15 protein-coding genes and 1 pseudogene are annotated in these 18,928 nt (G+C 41.4%); 14 read left to right on the forward strand and 2 right to left on the reverse strand.

The annotated features are described in order from the left end of the window. Positions 1-13: 13 nt before the first annotated feature. The 14 genes and pseudogenes from rsiW (at position 14) to LJF29_RS15870 (ending at position 16,853) form a co-directional block, all read left to right on the forward strand. On the forward strand, positions 14-640 hold the full coding sequence (rsiW, locus tag LJF29_RS15805) for an anti-sigma-W factor RsiW (RefSeq protein ID WP_010332814.1): 627 nt from the start codon (positions 14-16) through the stop codon (positions 638-640). Between the two features lie 160 nt (positions 641-800). Further along, complete coding sequence (gene cdaA / locus LJF29_RS15810) at positions 801-1,622, forward strand: diadenylate cyclase CdaA (RefSeq protein WP_010332815.1); 822 nt, start codon at positions 801-803, stop codon at positions 1,620-1,622. Then, entirely contained in the window at positions 1,615-3,069 is a 1,455-nt protein-coding gene (locus LJF29_RS15815; protein ID WP_229149527.1) for a YbbR-like domain-containing protein, read from the forward strand. The genes cdaA and LJF29_RS15815 overlap by 8 nt, the downstream gene beginning before the upstream one ends. A gap of 18 nt (positions 3,070-3,087) precedes the next feature. Further along, complete coding sequence (gene glmM / locus LJF29_RS15820) at positions 3,088-4,434, forward strand: phosphoglucosamine mutase (RefSeq protein ID WP_229149528.1); 1,347 nt, start codon at positions 3,088-3,090, stop codon at positions 4,432-4,434. A gap of 429 nt (positions 4,435-4,863) precedes the next feature. After that, on the forward strand, positions 4,864-6,666 hold the full coding sequence (gene glmS / locus LJF29_RS15825; RefSeq protein WP_229149530.1) for a glutamine--fructose-6-phosphate transaminase (isomerizing): 1,803 nt from the start codon (positions 4,864-4,866) through the stop codon (positions 6,664-6,666). A gap of 294 nt (positions 6,667-6,960) precedes the next feature. Continuing rightward, positions 6,961-7,584 carry an undecaprenyl-diphosphatase gene (locus tag LJF29_RS15830; protein ID WP_083504421.1) on the forward strand — a complete coding sequence of 208 codons (624 nt, stop codon included), beginning with the start codon at positions 6,961-6,963 and terminating at the stop codon, positions 7,582-7,584. Positions 7,585-8,628: 1,044 nt separating this feature from the next. Further along, positions 8,629-10,146, forward strand: coding sequence for an NADH dehydrogenase subunit 5 (locus tag LJF29_RS15835; protein WP_229149536.1), 1,518 nt, complete (start codon positions 8,629-8,631; stop codon positions 10,144-10,146). 14 nt (positions 10,147-10,160) lie between these two features. Further along, a complete protein-coding gene (locus LJF29_RS15840) occupies positions 10,161-12,776 on the forward strand; it encodes a DUF2309 domain-containing protein (RefSeq protein ID WP_229149537.1) in 2,616 nt (871 codons plus the stop codon). A 76-nt stretch (positions 12,777-12,852) separates the two neighbouring features. Then, positions 12,853-13,380 (forward strand): carbonic anhydrase, encoded by a 528-nt coding sequence (locus LJF29_RS15845; RefSeq protein ID WP_229149538.1) that lies wholly within the window; start codon positions 12,853-12,855, stop codon positions 13,378-13,380. 62 nt (positions 13,381-13,442) lie between these two features. After that, positions 13,443-13,733 carry a DUF6407 family protein gene (locus LJF29_RS15850; protein ID WP_229149539.1) on the forward strand — a complete coding sequence of 97 codons (291 nt, stop codon included), beginning with the start codon at positions 13,443-13,445 and terminating at the stop codon, positions 13,731-13,733. Between the two features lie 59 nt (positions 13,734-13,792). Next, positions 13,793-14,155, forward strand: a complete 363-nt coding sequence (locus tag LJF29_RS15855) for a DUF2294 domain-containing protein (protein WP_010332827.1) — start codon at positions 13,793-13,795, stop codon at positions 14,153-14,155. Between the two features lie 504 nt (positions 14,156-14,659). Then, positions 14,660-14,962 carry an ArsR/SmtB family transcription factor gene (locus LJF29_RS15860; RefSeq protein ID WP_003234907.1) on the forward strand — a complete coding sequence of 101 codons (303 nt, stop codon included), beginning with the start codon at positions 14,660-14,662 and terminating at the stop codon, positions 14,960-14,962. A 129-nt stretch (positions 14,963-15,091) separates the two neighbouring features. Further along, a pseudogene (locus tag LJF29_RS15865) lies at positions 15,092-16,264 on the forward strand (MFS transporter). Positions 16,265-16,511: 247 nt separating this feature from the next. Further along, positions 16,512-16,853, forward strand: a complete 342-nt coding sequence (locus tag LJF29_RS15870; protein WP_010332829.1) for a hypothetical protein — start codon at positions 16,512-16,514, stop codon at positions 16,851-16,853. Between the two features lie 146 nt (positions 16,854-16,999). Here LJF29_RS15870 and LJF29_RS15875 read toward each other — a convergent pair whose 3' ends face one another. Further along, a complete protein-coding gene (locus tag LJF29_RS15875) occupies positions 17,000-17,998 on the reverse strand; it encodes a serine hydrolase domain-containing protein (RefSeq protein WP_010332831.1) in 999 nt (332 codons plus the stop codon). A gap of 5 nt (positions 17,999-18,003) precedes the next feature. Then, entirely contained in the window at positions 18,004-18,834 is an 831-nt protein-coding gene (locus tag LJF29_RS15880; RefSeq protein ID WP_229149541.1) for a MerR family transcriptional regulator, read from the reverse strand. Positions 18,835-18,928: the final 94 nt, after the last annotated feature.

Here is an 18,928-nt window from a genome sequence, read left to right on the forward strand (position 1 = left end):
GTGGGGTGATGAAATGAGCTGTCCTGAACAAATTGTGCAGCTTATGCATATGCATCTTGATGGAGATATCCTTCCGAAAGATGAACAAGTATTAAAAGAGCACCTGGAGGCATGCGAGGAATGCAGAAAGCATTTTTATGAGATGGAAAAATCCATCGCGCTCGTCCGGAGCACATCGCATGTCGAAGCCCCCGCCGATTTTACCGCTAACGTCATGGCGAAATTGCCTAAGGAGAAGAAAAGAGCTTCTGTGAAAAGATGGTTCAGATCCCATCCGGTTATCGCGGCTGCTGCGGTATTCATCATTTTGATGGGCGGAGGGTTGTTAAACAGCTGGCACAATGACCATAACTTCAGCGTGTCGAAGCAGCCGAATCTGGTCGTGCACAACAACACTGTGATCGTGCCTGAAGGTGAGACGATCAAAGGTGATGTTACCGTCAAAAACGGCAAGCTAATTATTAAAGGGAAAATAGATGGGGATGTAACCGTTGTAAACGGAGAAAAGTATATGGCCTCTGCTGGACAAGTCACCGGTCAAATAGAGGAGATTAATCAATTATTCGACTGGACATGGTATAAAATGAAGTCTGCGGGGAAAAGTGTATTCAATGCATTAGACCCGAACGGAGAAGAGTAAAGCGTGTAGTGCGCTTTACTCTTTTTTAAGGTTCTCAAACGGCTGGCATATTTCACTTGCCAAAACGAAATGTGGTATAATGGGCTCGCTATGTAAAGTACATATGCGTAACACATGAAACTTCAAATACGAAATGACTGAATTCTTGGAGGACGAGGAAATGGCTTTTGAGGATATCCCTTTTTTGCAGTACCTCGGCAATGCCGTTGATATTCTCCTTGTTTGGTATGTGATATATAAACTGATTATGGTGATACGCGGCACGAAGGCGGTTCAGCTCTTAAAAGGAATCGTTGTAATCGTGCTTGTCCGTATGGCCAGTCAATATTTGGGCCTCGGCACACTTCAGTGGCTGATGGACCAAGCGATAACATGGGGATTTTTAGCAATTATTATTATCTTTCAGCCAGAGCTGAGAAGAGCGCTTGAACAGCTTGGACGGGGCCGTTTCTTCTCAAGGAGCGGCACGCCTGTTGAGGAAGCGCAGCAGAAAACAATTGAGGCTATAACGAAAGCCATCAATTATATGGCGAAACGCCGGATCGGCGCCCTTTTAACCATTGAGCGGGATACGGGTATGGGGGATTATATTGAAACGGGCATTCCTTTAAATGCAAAGGTCAGCTCTGAGCTCTTAATCAATATTTTTATCCCGAATACACCGCTTCATGACGGAGCGGTCATTATGAAAAATAATGAAATTGCCGCTGCCGCCTGTTATCTGCCGCTTTCTGAAAGCCCGTTCATTTCAAAAGAACTGGGAACGCGGCACAGGGCTGCTGTCGGAATCAGTGAAGTTACAGACAGTTTGACGATTATCGTGTCTGAAGAGACCGGCGGCGTCAGTGTGGCAAGGAATGGCGACCTTCACAGAGAGCTGACGGAAGAAGCGCTGAAAGAAATGCTTGAAGCAGAGTTTAAGAAGAACACCAGAGAGACTTCTTCTAACCGCTGGTATTGGAGGGGCAAGAAAAATGGATAAATTCTTAAACAACCGCTGGGCTGTGAAAGTCATTGCGCTGCTTTTCGCGCTCTTGCTTTATGTAGCGGTTAACAGCAACCAAGCACCAACTCCGAAAAAACCCGGTGAATCATTTTTTCCGACATCTACAACTGATGAAGCAACACTGACTGATATACCGGTTAAAGCATATTACGATGATGAAAATTATGTCGTAACGGGCGTTCCGCAAACGGTGAATGTCACGATTAAAGGCTCGACAAGCGCCGTGAAGAAGGCGAGACAGACAAAGAATTTTGAAATATACGCGGATATGGAGAAGCTGAAAACCGGCACACATAAGGTCGAGCTTAAGGCCAAAAACGTGTCGGATGGGCTGACGATATCCATTAACCCATCCGTAACGACCGTCACCATTCAAGAACGCACGTCAGAAAGCTTTCCTGTTGAAGTGGAGTACTACAACAAAAGCAAAATGAAAAAAGGCTATTCTCCGGAGCAGCCGATTGTCAGTCCTAAAAATGTACAGATTACCGGTTCTAAAGCCGTGATTGATAATATTTCTCTTGTGAAAGCTTCGGTAAACCTGGAAAATGCAGATGAAACGATTGAAAAGGAAGCGAAAGTGACTGTCTATGATAAAGACGGGAACGCGCTTCCTGTCGATGTGGAGCCATCGGTCATCAAAATTACCGTTCCGGTGACAAGTCCGAGTAAAAAAGTGCCCTTTAAAATCGAGCGGACAGGAAGCCTTCCTGACGGGGTCAGCATAGCGAATATCGAATCAAGTCCCAGTGAGGTGACGGTTTACGGCGCGCAGGATGTCTTGGATTCTCTTGAATTTATAGACGGCGTCAGCTTAGATTTAAGCAAAATCAAAAAGGATACCGATATCGAGGCGGATATTCCGCTTCCTGACGGCGTCAAAAAAATCTCGCCGTCAAAGGTGACGTTGCATATAGAAGTAGATAGCGAAGCGGATCAGACGTTTGAGAATGTCCCTATTAAGACTGTAGGGCTGAGCAGCTCACAGAATATAGAATTTCTGGATCCGGAGTCACAAACGGTAGACGTGACGGCCAAAGGCTCTCCCGGCAACATAAAAAAACTGCAGAAATCAGATATAGAATTATATGTGAATGTATCTGATTTAGATGACGGAGAGCACAGTGTGAAGCTTGAAGTAAACGGGCCTCAAAATGTAACCTGGTCCTTGGGACAGAAAAACGCAAAAATCAAGCTTACGTCTAAAAAAACGAATACGACAACAAAAGATAACAGCAATACGACGTCAGGGAACCAGGATGACACTGATGACAAGACGAATGACAAAGAGAATAATCAGCGAGAAGATACAACGAACAGCGATAAAAACAGTGATGATCAAAAACAAGACGAAAACCAAGATCAAAATCAGGATCAGAATGAAGATGAATCAAATACAGGTTCACAATCTTCATCAGAATAAAAAAGGAGCGATTATAAAATGGGCAAGTATTTTGGAACAGATGGTGTAAGAGGTGTTGCCAACAGCGAGCTTACGCCTGAGCTGGCCTTTAAAGTCGGACGTTTCGGCGGGTATGTGCTGACAAAAGATAAACAACGTCCAAAAGTGCTGATAGGCCGCGATACACGCATCTCCGGCCATATGCTGGAGGGAGCCCTTGTCGCCGGACTTTTATCAATTGGCGCAGAAGTGATGCGTCTGGGAGTCATTTCTACCCCTGGTGTTTCCTATTTAACAAAAGCGATGGATGCAGAGGCTGGCGTCATGATTTCTGCTTCTCATAATCCAGTGCAGGATAACGGAATCAAGTTCTTTGGAGGAGACGGATTTAAGCTTTCTGATGAACAGGAGGCTGAAATTGAGCGTCTGATGGATGAACCGGAGGATAAGCTGCCAAGACCAGTTGGCGCCGATTTGGGACTTGTAAACGACTATTTTGAAGGCGGCCAAAAGTACCTGCAATTCTTAAAACAGACTGCTGACGAAGATTTTACAGGCATTCATGTTGCGCTGGATTGCGCACACGGAGCGACGTCATCGCTGGCGACACACTTGTTTGCCGATTTAGACGCCGATGTGTCGACAATGGGAACTTCTCCGAACGGATTAAATATCAATGACGGAGTCGGATCGACCCATCCTGAAGCGCTCAGTGCGTTTGTAAAAGAGAAAAATGCTGATATCGGCCTTGCGTTCGACGGCGACGGCGACCGCCTGATCGCAGTCGACGAAAAAGGAAATATCGTTGACGGCGACCAAATCATGTACATATGCTCAAAATACCTGAAATCAGAGGGCCGCTTAAAGGACGATACGGTTGTTTCCACTGTCATGAGCAACCTCGGTTTCTATAAAGCGCTTGAAAAAGAAGGGATAAAAAGCGTGCAGACGGCTGTGGGTGACCGCTACGTGGTTGAGGCGATGAAAAAAGACGGCTACAATGTCGGCGGAGAACAGTCCGGCCACTTAATTTTCCTTGATTACAACACAACAGGGGACGGATTATTGTCCGCCATTATGCTGATGAATACTTTAAAAGCGACAGGCAAGCAGCTTTCAGAGCTTGCGGCTGAAATGCAGAAGTTCCCGCAGTTATTAGTCAATGTGAGAGTAACTGATAAATATAAAGTCGAAGAAAATGAAAGAGTAAAAGCTGTTATTTCTGAGGTTGAAAAAGAAATGAACGGCGACGGCCGGATTTTAGTGCGCCCATCTGGCACTGAACCGCTCGTTCGTGTCATGGCTGAAGCGAAGACGAAAGAACTGTGTGATGACTATGTTAATCGCATTGTTGAAGTCGTCCGGTCAGAAATGGGATTAGAGTAACGAAATCTTTAAACAGAGAGCGAACAAGACAAGTGCGACTCACATATGATAATTGTGAGACAGGCGGCAAAGTTGTTTAAAAAACAATTGACCATTCTTGGCACATGCTGTAAAATCAAGCTTGTCTTGTTCTTGTTTTCTCGAGGCAGGAAAGACGGGATTTTGTTTCACTTATAATTATAGCGCCCGAACTAAGCGCCCGAAAAAAGGCTTAGTTGACGAGGATGGAGGTTATCGATTTTTCGGCGGATGCCTCCCGGCTGAGTATACAGATCACAGCCGTAAGGATTTCTTCAAACCAAGGAGGCGACTCCTTGCACAAAGGGAAATCACATGATCTTCCATAAAACATGTAGGAGGGGACGATTGAAAGTCCCCTTGAAAAATGACTTTCTTCGTCTCCTTTTACAATCTTAGGAGGAAGAAATTATGTGTGGAATCGTAGGTTATATCGGTCAGCTTGATGCGAAGGAAATTTTGCTGAAAGGGTTAGAGAAGCTTGAGTACCGTGGCTATGACTCTGCGGGTATCGCAGTTGCCAACGAACAGGGGATCCATGTGTTTAAAGAAAAAGGACGCATTGCCGATCTTCGTGAGGTTGTGGATGCCAATGTTGGAGCCAAAGCAGGAATTGGCCATACTCGCTGGGCAACACACGGCGAACCAAGCTATCTAAACGCTCACCCGCATCAAAGCGCACTGGGCCGCTTTACACTTGTTCATAACGGCGTGATCGAAAACTACGTTCAGCTAAAACAGGACTTTTTACAAGATGTAGAGCTCAAAAGTGACACCGATACAGAGGTAGTCGTTCAAGTAATCGAGCAATTTGTCAACGGAGGACTTGATACAGAAGAAGCGTTCCGCAAAACACTTACACTGTTAAAAGGCTCTTATGCAATTGCTTTATTCGATAACGACAACAGAGAAACGATTTTTGTAGCGAAAAACAAAAGCCCTCTATTAGTTGGACTTGGAGATACATTCAACGTCGTGGCGTCTGATGCGATGGCAATGCTTCAAGTCACAAACGAATATGTAGAGCTGATGGATAAAGAAATGGTTATCGTCACTGATGATCAAGTTGTCATCAAAAACCTTGATGGCGACGTTATTTCACGTGCGTCTTATATCGCTGAGCTGGATGCCAGTGATATCGAAAAAGGCACGTACCCTCACTACATGTTGAAAGAAACGGATGAGCAGCCAGTTGTTATGCGCAAAATCATCCAAACGTATCAAGATGAACACGGCAAACTGTCTGTGCCTGGCGATATCGCTGAGGCTGTAGCGGAAGCGGACCGCATCTATATCATTGGCTGCGGAACGAGCTACCATGCAGGACTTGTCGGTAAACAATATATTGAAATGTGGGCAAACGTGCCGGTTGAAGTGCATGTAGCGAGTGAATTCTCTTACAACATGCCGCTTCTGTCTAAGAAACCGCTCTTTATTTTCCTTTCTCAAAGCGGAGAAACAGCTGACAGCCGCGCGGTTCTTGTTCAAGTCAAAGCACTCGGACACAAAGCGCTGACGATCACAAACGTACCGGGATCAACGCTTTCCCGTGAAGCTGACTACACATTGCTGCTTCATGCAGGCCCTGAAATTGCTGTTGCTTCAACGAAAGCATACACTGCACAGATCGCTGTTCTTGCGGTTCTTGCATCTGTAGCTGCTGATAAAAACGGCATTGATATCGGATTTGACCTCGTCAAAGAACTCGGTATCGCGGCAAACGCAATGGAAGCCCTTTGCGACCAGAAAGACGAAATGGAAATGATTGCACGTGAATACCTGACTGTATCCAGAAACGCTTTCTTCATCGGACGCGGACTCGACTACTTCGTATGTGTCGAAGGCGCACTGAAGCTGAAAGAGATTTCTTACATCCAGGCAGAAGGCTTTGCCGGCGGAGAGCTGAAGCACGGCACGATTGCCTTGATCGAACAAGGTACACCAGTATTCGCACTGGCAACACAAGAGCACGTAAATCTAAGCATCCGCGGAAACGTCAAAGAAGTTGCCGCTCGCGGAGCCAACACATGCATCATCTCACTGAAAGGCCTAGACGATGCGGATGACAGATTCGTACTGCCGGAAGTAAACCCAGCGCTTGCTCCGTTGGTATCTGTTGTTCCATTGCAGCTGATCGCTTACTATGCTGCACTGCATCGCGGCTGTGATGTTGATAAGCCGCGTAACCTTGCGAAGAGTGTTACTGTGGAGTAAAATGTTTAACCCCTTTGGTTGTTTTTGCGACTTTAAAATAAAGTTACGACGTTTATAAAAATGTTGCGATGCTTTTTCCCTTAGATAATTTTTGTCTAAGGGTATTTTTCTATTTTAACTAAAGAGGCAGGTAACTAAAAATTATAAGGGGATTCCAATTGATTTTGGACCCCCTTTTTACATAAAAGATGTGACACTAATCTTACAAAAATGTAACTTTAATCTCAAATAATGTAATTTGATTCGATGGCAGGTCATCTAATTTTCTTTTATTATGTTCTAAAAAGAGATTGGATGGTGTTAGGTTTGGATATTTCAGAAGTTAATATATCACTGTTTAGACTAGTTAATGACTTAGGAAAAGAACATCCCTTTTTGAATCCTGTATTTAGTTTTATTGCTGAATATATGGTTTTTTTACTTGCACTAAGTGTTCTTTTTATTTGGTTTACAAGAGATACGGATAATAGAATTATGATTCTTTGTGCATCTATCGCTTTCATTTGTGCCTTTACGATAGGGAAGGTTTCAGGGGTATTTCACTCGAATTATCAACCTTTTGTTGAATTGGGAGAGGTTAATAAACTGATACATAAAGAAAAAGACAATTCTTTTCCAAGTGACCATACAATTTTATTCTTCTCATATTGTATTTCATTCTGGCTCTTTAAGAGAGGCTGGTCAATTTTATGGGTACTGTTAGCTGTTCTTGTGGGAGTCTCCCGTATATGGGTTGGGGTTCATTATCCTTTTGATGTTTTAGCAGGAGTATTAATAAGCCTAGCAGTTTCAACTTTTATATATTTAACATTCCCTAAACTAAATATTACTCAAACTACCATGAAAATTTATGAAAAATGTGAAAACATACTTCTTTATCGCTTCAAAAGAAAGGAAAATAAGTCAAAAAACCTTTAGATTTATTCAACAATCGGGTGCTAATGTTCAAAAAATCGTAACCTAAAATGATAAACTCTTTTATAAAGATTCCATCTGTATTCAAAGCTGTAGAATCCATTTTGATCTATCTTTTTTTCTATGAAGATTCATGTGTGATTTTTGATCAACCTTTATTTTAAAGCTACAGTTTTAGCCAAAGGGGTTTTTTGTTTTAAAGATGGCTATGTTTAATTTTACAGATATTTAGGATTGCCATAAGAATATGAAAATATTAAAGAAGGTATTTTTAAGGAAAGTGACATCTACGGAGAAATTGGGGAATTCTAGCTATAACAATATCCACAACAGCTAGTTCAATTTCTTGGTCGTTAAGGCTGTTGAAAATAAAGTAGGAACCAGTATTTATTTATAGTTCCTAATTGAACCCAGTTATTTACTAAACAGAAAATAGAAAAATGATTATAAAATTCTTCTTGTATTTCTACAAAAAATTAAAGTGATAGATATCATAAGCCTTGGATAAATATTCAGGATGTATATTTAAAGGGAAAGAAGGATTTGATACTTCATTCTCTTTATTCCAACATCTTGACAATGTTTAAAATTTAGCATATCTTATACTTAACTTAATAATCGGCCCAGATGTTTATTTTCGTTTGTTAAATTATTAGGTCTTTAGCATTCTTTCAGCTAATCTTGACAGGATGAAAAAGTATCCTAATTTAAATGGAGGAGAAACATAAGTCGATTTTATTTGATAATTAAGCACTATATTAAAATGTAGCGATGATTTCATTCCTTTAGAAGGAAGTTAAAACATAGCATAAAGTAAAATGACCCATAATAAGGTAGCTCTTCAAAAAACTTCGCAGAAGTTAGTTGAAGTGAAGCCGACAATTTTCAAGATTCAATGATCTAGCATAATCATTGAAATTTTGAAGTTGTCGGCTTTTTTGCTGGGGAAAAATGGAGATAGATAAAAATTGTATTAAATAATAAAAAAATGATCTGATTGAAAGGTCTTTTGAACAATAACGAGATCTAAAAAAGGGAGAAGTTAGAATGTTAGTTTCGCTGAGCTTATCATCATTATTAACATTATTTTTTATTACGCTTATTGCTTCTGGGATAAGTGGACTATTGTTTTTACATCCACGCGTACCTTTGAGTTATGTCCGCATTCATATTGGTATCTTGGCTTTACCGCCTTTGGTTTCCTTAGTGAATCTTGCCAAAAAGAGTGTGGAAGGAAATGTTGGCCCTTGGCACTTCGATTCCTTAGCTTGGTTAATGACTTTCTTTGTTTTGACAATTGGTTTAATCATTCAGCGTTTTTCTGTACGTTACTTAATGGGAGACCGATCTTATCGAAAATATTTTACGCTTTTTACTTTCACTACAGGTGCTGCTTCAATTGCATGGTTAAGTGGTGATCTCCGCTTGATGGTTCTATTTTGGGGAGCCACTCTTGTCGGTTTAACCCTGCTTATAAGGCTGAACAGTGCCTGGCAAATGGCCAGTGAAGCAGCCAAGGTTTCTGGTCGCTTATTTTTGGTAAGTTGGTTTTCTTTGTGTTTCGCGATGGTTTGGCTTTTTCAAGTTACAGGTCAATGGCAGTTATCGTTGGTTTTAACAAATGAAAGCTTAGCTCAATTTGGGGCATGGGAGAGAACAGGGATTAATCTATTGATTGTATTAGCAGTGATGATTCCTGCGGCTCAATGGCCATTCCAAAGATGGTTAATTGAGTCTATTGTTGCTCCAACTCCTGTTTCTGCGATTATGCATGCAGGTTTAGTAAATGCAGGCGGGATCATACTGGCTCGATTTTCTCCTTTATTTAATGGAGGTATAGCTTCGATTATTTTACTTATGCTTGCTAGCATCTCAGTATTGATTGGAACTGGCATTAGTTTAGTCCAGGTTGATTATAAACGCCAGTTAGTCGGCTCCACAATTGCACAAATGGGGTTTATGCTCATCCAGTGTGCATTAGGAGCCTATATCGCAGCCATTATTCATCTTATTTTACATGGTTTATTCAAAGCTACGTTGTTTTTACAGGCTGGTTCGGCAGTACGAAGTCATGAAGTATCAGCTCGCGCTAATAAAGGAACATCCTATTTATGGATCATGGCTGGTCGGGTTTTATCCTTAGGTATAGGCGTTGCTTTTTGGCTCGCTGCTCCTGGAGAGGGGTATCAATTCATTAGTGCGCTGATCTTAGGGTGGTCATTGTCCGTTTCTTGGACTCAGCTTGTAGCTTTTGGAGAGGGAAGATTGGGTCGAATTGCCGGCTTAACATGTTTAGGCGGAGCAGCCTTTGTTTATTTTATCATTCATAACCTCTTCTATAAGTGGCTGCATACAAGCGTTTTTCAAAGTGTTCAACCTCCAATGTCAGCTGTCATCATTGTCGTATGTCTCTTACTATTTGGCAGTGCTTTAGGTACTTGGGTTGCTCGTCATCGTTCTTCAGTTTTCTCCGCGGTAATCTATCTTTGGTTAGTGCGATTAGGTGAAGCAAAACCAAAGTCAGTAGAGAGTCACCCAGACTACCTTAAACAATATTTATCATAAGGAGCTAATCAGAGATGGGCATTACATCCGTATTAACGAAAGAAAATGTAAAAAACAAAGATACAGATATTGATGTTCAAGAAAGTGATATTCACGTTTTAATTACATCTGCCAGCCGAGTCATTGCGCCACTCTGGCCTATTTCTACATTTGCTGCACGTAATCCGTGGATGGGACTTGAAAACCAACCTTTTGATCAGGTTGCAAGCTGGCTGAAAAATACTCGTGATGTTGATATATACCCTAGTGTGTCTATGATCCGTTCAGCAAAGAATAAAGGCGAGATTGATGAAGACTTTGTGGAAATGGGGCTACAGCGTTGGCTGGATTCACATTCTTTTAACATCCCACGGGACGTGGCAGAGCGATTTTGTCATGCTGGATTAAAATTAGAACCACTGCCTTCCAACCTTTTATCATCACATAAGCTGGAGCAATTGGTGAATGAATGTAGTGGACTGGATCATATCGAGAATGTTTTTATGCAACCAATCAGTTCGTATATCGAGAATCAGGATGGTGAAAGGTTAGTCAATATACTGGATCATCATGTCATTAAGTGGTCTAAATTATATCTTGATGACTCTCAAGCAGGTTGGACAATGCCAAATCGTGAGGAAGGTTTCTATCGTGCCTGGCAGCATCTCATTCAGTATGATCCAGCACTTAGTAAAAAGCAGCGTGAAAGGTTAAAAGGCTGGCCGCAAGAGGCACATTTGGCTTTACAAAAAGCGTTATTCGCGTTAGAAATCCCCGAATCAGAAATCCAGCGTTATCTTGAAGGTCATTTACTTTCCTTACCTGGATGGGCAGGGATGATGCTATGGCGCTCCCAACAATCGAGCAAAGAACATGCACTCCTAACAGAATATTTAGCAGTTCGAATATCTATGGAGTGGGCCCTTATAAAGCCATATTTACCTTTCACTAATAAACGATCTGAGAAAAACGTTTCGATTCCTCCCCTTTTAGCAGCTTGGATTCACTGGGGGGGACTTACATTAGAGGAATGGTCACAGATGTCGGCTGATGAACAAAACGAATATTTATCATTTGCCTACAGCTTTGATGAGAAACTTCGCAGGAAACTTTGGTTAGAAGCTTGGGAACAAACATACACTGATCGATTAAGTCAGAAGATCATCTCGAAGCAACGTGAAACCAATGGTAAAAAATCTGCATTAGCTCAATTAGCATTCTGCATCGATGTCCGATCAGAACCTTTTCGTCGTCAACTAGAAAAAGAAGGGCCGTTTGAAACGATTGGTATGGCTGGTTTCTTCGGGGTGCCGATTGCAACTTGTGAACTTGGCAGTAAACACAGTCATGCCTCCTTGCCGATCATACAAAAACCACAACATAAAGTTAAAGAGTTTGTAGATGAAGATGTACTCGAAAAATACAACCAACGAACGCAAGCGTTTCATTCTTTAAGCCATACATTTAAAACGATGAAGCAGAATGTGCTTTCGAGCTTACTACTGCCTGAGCTAAGTGGACCTTGGCTTACTCTGCAAATGGCAGCCCGTAGCTTTGTGCCAAGAAAGGCGGGTCGTTTCATTCGTCATCTCCGTGAGGCTTGGTTGCGCAAACCTGATACAAAACTCTCGCTTCATCATGATGCTACAGAGGCAGAAATACCTTTGGGTTTTACTGATGAAGAAAAAGTAAACTATGCTCGCCAAGCATTAAAAATGATGGGGTTAACAGAGAATATCGCCCCATTGGTCGTGATTTGCGGACATGGCAGCCAAAGCACCAATAATCCTTATGCCGCTGCTCTTGATTGTGGTGCCTGCGGTGGAGCGGCCGGTGGATTCAATGCAAGAGTTTTAGCTGCTTTATGTAATCTTTCAGAGGTAAGAGAAGCTCTATTAACTGAAGGAATGAAAATCCCTGAGGATACAGTTTTTGCTGCTGCTGAACATAATACAACGGTGGATGAATTACACTGGCTTTATGTACCAGAGCTTTCCGAAGCTGCACAGGAAGCATTTGACCATATTGAAGCTATTATGCCGAAAGTGAGACATAACGTTAATGCAGAACGTCTGGCCCAATTACCGAATGTCCAATCGAAACTTAAAAACCCGAAGGCTGAGGCACACCGATTTGCGGAAGATTGGAGTGAGATACGTCCGGAATGGGGACTGGCTCGTAATGCCGCTTTTATTATCGGCCAACGTGAACTCACTCAGGATTGTGATTTGGAAGGAAGAGCCTTTCTTCATAATTATGATTGGAAGCAGGATGAAAACGGTGAACTCCTAGCAAATATTATCGCAGGACCTGGAACTGTGGCCCAATGGATTAATTTACAATATTACGCATCAACAGTAGCACCTCATTATTATGGCAGCGGAAATAAAGCAACTCAAACCGTTACTGCTGGCCTCGGAGTTATGCAGGGGAATGCAAGTGACTTGTTAGCCGGACTGCCTTGGCAATCCGTCATGCAATCAGATCATGAGGCTTATCATTCTCCTCTTCGTTTGTTGATTGTCATTCAAGCACCTAGACAGCATGTAGAACGGTTATTAAATAATGACCCAGTATTTCAGCAGAAAGTTCAAAATGGATGGGTTCGACTGGCTAGTATTGATCCAGAAGGATGTTGGGAAAGCTGGTAATTATAATTCTAAACAGTTATCAAATGGATTTGTTACTTAATATAAAAATGATAAACATGTAGAAGAGGTGTGCTATATGAATGTAAATCAAAATAAAAAAGTATTATTTTTGACGGACATTGAAAACGGTTTGGAGCCTATTTTACAAGAAGTGACTAACACTCCAGCAGAAAATATGCTGACTATACAAAGCTATGGTGCCGCTATCTCACATCCTTATGGAGAAATCATGAGGTCTGTTATTTTTGCGATTTACCAGGAAGATGTTGAGGAGGTTTTTGTAGTAGGAACCAATGATAAGCGGACTTCAACAGGTTATGGACTCACTCAACTTGAAACAATGAAAGATAAAATACAAACATTGGATTATCTCTTTCAACATTGCAAGCCTGAATTTTTAGGCGGTACGGTCGATGAGTGGCTAAATGAAAATAACAGCGGCACGATTGAAAAAAGTGTTGATATCATACGCCAACATCCACTTGTGCCGTCATATGTTAAAGTTAGAGGTTTAATCGTTGATCATAAGGATGGGGAATCCTCAATTGTGGAGGTTCCTTCTAGCAAAACAGGTCAAGCCTTACCTGATCATTGCTTGTCATGATGGAGTGAAGTGGTCAGCTTCTACACCCATATAGGGGAGAAAGCAGTTCTAAGGAGAATGTAATGGGCGCCAATATAACTGATTTTGTCACGAAAACAATAGAGGAAATGAGCTCGTTTGATCGTGAAAATATGGAATGTTTGAAAAAAGTAATAAGAAAAGCAATTCATTTTTATCATTTAAAATCTTATGAAGAAGTTGAGGAAACCCATTTAGGGAGCATTCGTATTTTGCATGTACACTCTATGATGGAAGAAAATATGTTATCCAAAATGATAGTGGTCTTAAGAAACGGTAACACTGATTTGGATATTGAAGGTGTATATGAAGGACATGTTGTAAGAGAATATTAATGAGACGAACTAACAAATAGAATATGCTGCTAATTATTTTGCCAGGAGATGTTTTATATATGAAGAAATCGAAGGGTTCTTATGAATCAGAGATCAGTAAATCAATTACGCAATGGGAAAAGGATTATCTTGGGCGCGGGTCTGTGTCTGTTAAGACTGATATATTGCGGGATATGATCATTGTTAATTTAAAGGGAATTTTAACACCTGCTGAATATACAGTTTGTGGAACAAAAGAGGGCATGTTATCTATTAAACAAACTCGTTCGGAGTTAGTTGAATCAGGGATAGAAGGTCTTAAGAATATCATCCTAACGATAACTGGAGAAGAAGTGAAAAGTTTTCATACAGATTTAAGCTCTCGGACAGGTGAGCGAGTGATGGTATTTAAATTAAGTAATGATCTGGAGAAAAAATTATAATCTAGAGAGTTAAAATGTTTTATTAAACACTGTCTTGTTATTCCTGAAGCTTCAATGGTTCATTTCGGAAAGATCTAACATCCGCTTTTGTTACGAGCGGATGTTTTTTTTACAGTCTACACTTGAACAGTATTACATTCAATTTAACTGAAAGACATGAAAAACATTCTTACATATCCAAACACAAGCATTCGCGGAAACGTCAAGGAAGTTGTTGTTCGTGAGCAAACACATGCATCATAATGGCTTTGAAGCGAAAATTTGTGTTATGGATAGATTAAGATATGGTCCTTGTTGGAGAAATAAAAAAGCAGAAGCAGGGCAAAGTATATATAAAGCAACGCTTTCTAATGGTCAATCTAGCAGTAGATAGGCGAAAGTTAAGTTCTGTAATACCTCCAACAAAACTGAAATAAGTCTTCAGATTTTTAATTCTAAAAAAGTCAGTCATCAAAAATAAAAAAACGAATTGACATATCGGAATATAACGATATAATAATCAATATGGAACCAATTGAAGTATTCAAAGCCTTATCAAATGAATCAAGGCTGCAAATTTTGCAATGGCTGAAGGAACCGGATCGTCATTTTGCACCCCATGAAGGGATTGATATGAACACAATCGGGGTATGTGTCAGTCAAATAACAGACAAATTGAAAATGACGCAATCGACGGCTTCCCAATATCTCACCATCCTTTTAAGAGCCGGCCTGATTAAGGCGGAACGAATCGGAAAGTACACGTATTACAAAAGAGATGAAGAAGCCATTGGGAAACTTGCTGACTTTCTTAAAACAGAGATATAAAAATAAACATCAATAGATGTTTATTTTTACGCCATACATATCGACATATTACGATGTGTTTATTTTTTGATCCAACATATCGTTAATTCGTGATATGTAGTTATATTAATGATTAAGGAGTGAACGTTTATGTCTAACACTTGGAAGATTTACATTTTAGCCATTGTCAGCTTTTTAGTCGGAACTTCAGAGTACATCATTTCCGGAATTTTGGATCACATTGCTGATACACTCGGGATAACCTTGGCTGCCGCGGGCCAGCTCATTACAATCTTTTCACTTGTTTATGCTCTTTCTACACCCGTACTCATGGCATTGACAGCAAGTATGGATAGACGCAGGTTGATGATGTATGCTCTCGGTTTGTTTGTGTTCGGCAATATTTTGGCCTTTGTCCTGCCTGGTTATGGATGGTTTATTGCAGCACGGATCATTATGGCGATGGGAGCAGGTGTTGTTGTTGTCACCGCATTAACGATTGCCGCTAAGATTGCGCCGGAAGGGAAGCAGGGCAGTGCCATCGCTACGGTCGTTATGGGATTTACCGCTTCTTTAATCATTGGTGTTCCGCTTGGAAGATTGATAGCAACAGCATTAGGCTGGAAGTCTGTATTTGGTGCAATTGCTTTGTTGGGATTGATCGCAATGGCCGTTATATTCTTTACTCTTCCGCATACTGAAGGAGATAAGCCCGTACCTTTGCTTCAACAGCTTGCCCTTTTCAAAAAACGGAAAGTGGCGATGGGATTATCAATCACTTTCTTCTGGCTCGGGGGATATTCTGTTGCTTATACCTATTTGTCACCTTATCTCTTGAACATTTCAGGAATAAGCGGCAATCTGCTTAGCGGTGTTTTGCTTATATTCGGGATTGCCAGTTTGGTTGGATCAAAGTTTGGGGGATATAGCACCGATAAATGGGGAGTGCCCTTTACACTCGTTGGAGGGATGACATTGCATATCGTCACACTGATTCTGCTGTCACTTGTCACCCATTCCTATGTCGGAGTGTTGGTGATTCTGATATTATGGTCGTTTGCCGCATGGTCTACCGGTCCGACACAGCAATTTCACTTGGCTACAATAGAACCGGAAATGTCAGGTGTTTTGCTTAGCATGAATCAGTCAATGATGCAATTCGCCATGGCAGTCGGCGCAGGAATAGGCGGGGTTTTTGTATAAAACGTATCATTGGCCTCGATTACCTGGATTGGTGCATTAGGGGTTATGATTGCAATTATTGCATCATTGATGAGTTTTCATTCACAACCGAAACAGGCGCTAAAAGATATTAAACAATAATATACTGCTTTGTTTTACTGTTAAAATTCAATGGGTTCATTTCGAAAGATCTAACATCCGCTTGTAAATACAAGCGGGTGTTTTTTTATAAGCCCAAGTAGAAGGCACACTGAAGCTGAAAGAGATTTTTGCCGACGGAGATCTGAGGTACAGCAATTTATAATATACTAGGAATGGAAATAACGATATGGCGGAAGGGTTCTAACGCTTCTCGCCTGTAAGATCACTACTTTGAGGATGTGTCATCGTGAATCAAAAGACGTACATTGAAATGAGAAGGACATCGCAGTACATCAACAAATTGAGAGAGTATTCAGTGCTAATTGATGGGGCTGAGATGGGAAATATCAAAGATGGAGGGAGGCTGCGAATTGATTTGCCGCCTGGTGAGCATGTTATTCAAGTGAAGATTGCTTGGTGTACAAGCCCAACTTTGAGGTTTACTTTAGCGGAAGGAGAAGTGTTGAAGTTTAGATGCGGAAGTCCGCTTCGAGGATGGAAGTTGCTTTTGGCGCTTTTTTCTGTTTTGGGCCGTCCTGAAAATCATTTGTTTATCGAGCAGGAAGAAGAGAAAAAGGCTTTGTGGTGATTTTATGTTACTACATGGATAAAATATCGCTGAATTCTGTTTTGTGAAAGTTTAATTGACATAAGAAAGAATGGCAGCCTTCTCAATATCGTGCTCCTTAGAGCAGGCTGCCAATAAGGAATTCTCGTTTGTCAATTTTCATAATTTCATTGAGAAACTAAATACTCCTTAATCAATTGCCACCTGTCACGAGCATTCATGATGAACTCCGATGCAATGGCTACAACCAGGTTTTTCTCCGGAACACAGCAAATCACATTCCCGCCATCGCCTAGTGCTGAGTATGAAAAAACACTGTCCTCATCACGCAGCCACCATAGATAGCCGTAGTTATTAGCGTTCATCGCAGTTGATTGGTCAATCCATGATTCAGGAATGATCTGTTGATTGTTCCAAGTACCATGATTCAAATAAAGGCAACCAAACCGTGCCATATCCCGCGGAGTCATCGTAAGCCCCCATCCTCCGGTTGAGTTGCCGTTGGGATCATTCACCCAGCCTTTCACATTTTTTCCGAATAGATCGTCAAAGCCGAATGATTGCATACCATAATGCGGGATTTCTTTCACGCCGATCGGTTTAAACAGGCGCTCGTTGGCGAATTCGCGGGCACTTTTTCCTGTTCTGCGGGTGATGATGGCTGACAGCAGATGCGCGCCTGCGGTGGAGTATTTAAATGTGCCGATCGTTCCTCCTTGCCCCAGCATATCCAGCGTATAGGTGACCCAGTCTGGCTGCATGCACATCTTGTCGAGTGGTTCGTGCCATTCCTCAAATGGGTAGGGGGCCGTCATTGTGAGAAGATGGCGTATGGTGATGTCTCGTTTCTGTTTGTCGGCAGGATGGGGTATATATTCCGGGAAAAAGTTGAGCACCTTTTGATCGACATTTTTTATGTATCCTGCATCTATCGCAATCCCAATAAGGGCGGATAAGATACTTTTGGTTCCTGATGCTATATGATGCGTATCATTCGGTCCATAGCCATGATAATAGCGTTCATAAGCGATGTATCCATTTTTTACAACCACAATACCGTTTATATTGCTGTATTCAGATTTTATCTTAGGGTCAAGCTCAAACAGTTTTTCGGCGTCCATCCCCAAGGCTGCCGGGTCTTCAGTTGGCCAGTCGTTTCTTTGCATGACAGTTACCTCTCTTTTTTCTTTATTGGAAAATACACTTCGGTCACAATATCCTCTGGAATGGCGGCATGAAGATGATCAGTTACATACACTTCATAGGGGGATTGCGCCAATTCATAGCCCTCATTTTCGACCCATTCCCTCAGCTTAGCGTATACGGATGTCAATTCTGAATAGGGGCCCTTTAATACAGACTTTGCGCATAGACCTCCGCGCAAATCTTTTGTTCCTCTAACAGTCTCCTCTATTGGAATCGCAAACTCTGTATCATTGCCGGCAGGGTTGTACTCAGGGCTGTGATAAATTGTCATGGGCGTACCGAGCAAGGTAAGTTTATCAACAGCAATTCTTTCATATAGCCTGCTAAAATATTTTTCGTATCCTAGGGCATAGTCATTACTGCTCATCATTTTGCGTAAATACAGGATGGTCATTGGCTGGGTTTCGGCAAGCACTACTTCTATATCGTCAAGCCATGACATCATTGGTTTGCCTTTCTCTGCACGCAGAATATCGAGGTTCAATTGTGTAAGGGTATATTCATAAGCATTGATCTTTTCTTGTACTTCTTTTCTTTTTCGATGAAGGGCAGAACCAAGCTTTTCTTCAGCCAGATCCTCTTCCAAATCGAGAATGTTTTTGATTTCTTCCAGAGAAAATTGATAGGACTTTAAACGGTTAATCAAGAGCATTTTTTTCAGCTGTCTGATCGAATAATATCGATATCCATTTTCAGGGTTAATGTCTTCGGGGTGGATTAATCCAATTTCATCATAGTATCGCAATGTTTTTGTTGATACTTTGCATATCTTCGAAAATTCACCGATCGATAGCAAGCGATCACCTCCATGCTCCAAATGTACACCTTTCCGTAAGGGCAAAGTCAAATGTGAAAATAAAATTTTCCAAAGTTAATCAGAAATTTATTTT

This window comes from Bacillus sp. LBG-1-113, assembly GCF_020708615.1.
In the GTDB taxonomy this organism is placed as follows: Bacteria; Bacillota; Bacilli; order Bacillales; family Bacillaceae; genus Bacillus; species Bacillus mojavensis.

Excerpts from the sequence above, each read along its gene's own strand:
- rsiW (WP_010332814.1), top strand. The coding sequence starts at position 14 with ATGAGCTGTCCTGAACAAATTGTGCAGCTTATGCATATGCATCTTGAT.
- glmS (WP_229149530.1), top strand. The coding sequence starts at position 4,864 with ATGTGTGGAATCGTAGGTTATATCGGTCAGCTTGATGCGAAGGAAATT.
- LJF29_RS15850 (WP_229149539.1), top strand. The coding sequence starts at position 13,443 with ATGGGCGCCAATATAACTGATTTTGTCACGAAAACAATAGAGGAAATG.
- glmM (WP_229149528.1), top strand. The coding sequence starts at position 3,088 with ATGGGCAAGTATTTTGGAACAGATGGTGTAAGAGGTGTTGCCAACAGC.
- LJF29_RS15830 (WP_083504421.1), top strand. The coding sequence starts at position 6,961 with ATGGTGTTAGGTTTGGATATTTCAGAAGTTAATATATCACTGTTTAGA.
- LJF29_RS15855 (WP_010332827.1), top strand. The coding sequence starts at position 13,793 with ATGAAGAAATCGAAGGGTTCTTATGAATCAGAGATCAGTAAATCAATT.
- LJF29_RS15845 (WP_229149538.1), top strand. The coding sequence starts at position 12,853 with ATGAATGTAAATCAAAATAAAAAAGTATTATTTTTGACGGACATTGAA.
- LJF29_RS15860 (WP_003234907.1), top strand. The coding sequence starts at position 14,660 with ATGGAACCAATTGAAGTATTCAAAGCCTTATCAAATGAATCAAGGCTG.
- cdaA (WP_010332815.1), top strand. The coding sequence starts at position 801 with ATGGCTTTTGAGGATATCCCTTTTTTGCAGTACCTCGGCAATGCCGTT.
- LJF29_RS15840 (WP_229149537.1), top strand. The coding sequence starts at position 10,161 with ATGGGCATTACATCCGTATTAACGAAAGAAAATGTAAAAAACAAAGAT.
- LJF29_RS15835 (WP_229149536.1), top strand. The coding sequence starts at position 8,629 with ATGTTAGTTTCGCTGAGCTTATCATCATTATTAACATTATTTTTTATT.
- LJF29_RS15815 (WP_229149527.1), top strand. The coding sequence starts at position 1,615 with ATGGATAAATTCTTAAACAACCGCTGGGCTGTGAAAGTCATTGCGCTG.
- LJF29_RS15875 (WP_010332831.1), bottom strand. The coding sequence starts at position 17,998 with ATGCAAAGAAACGACTGGCCAACTGAAGACCCGGCAGCCTTGGGGATG.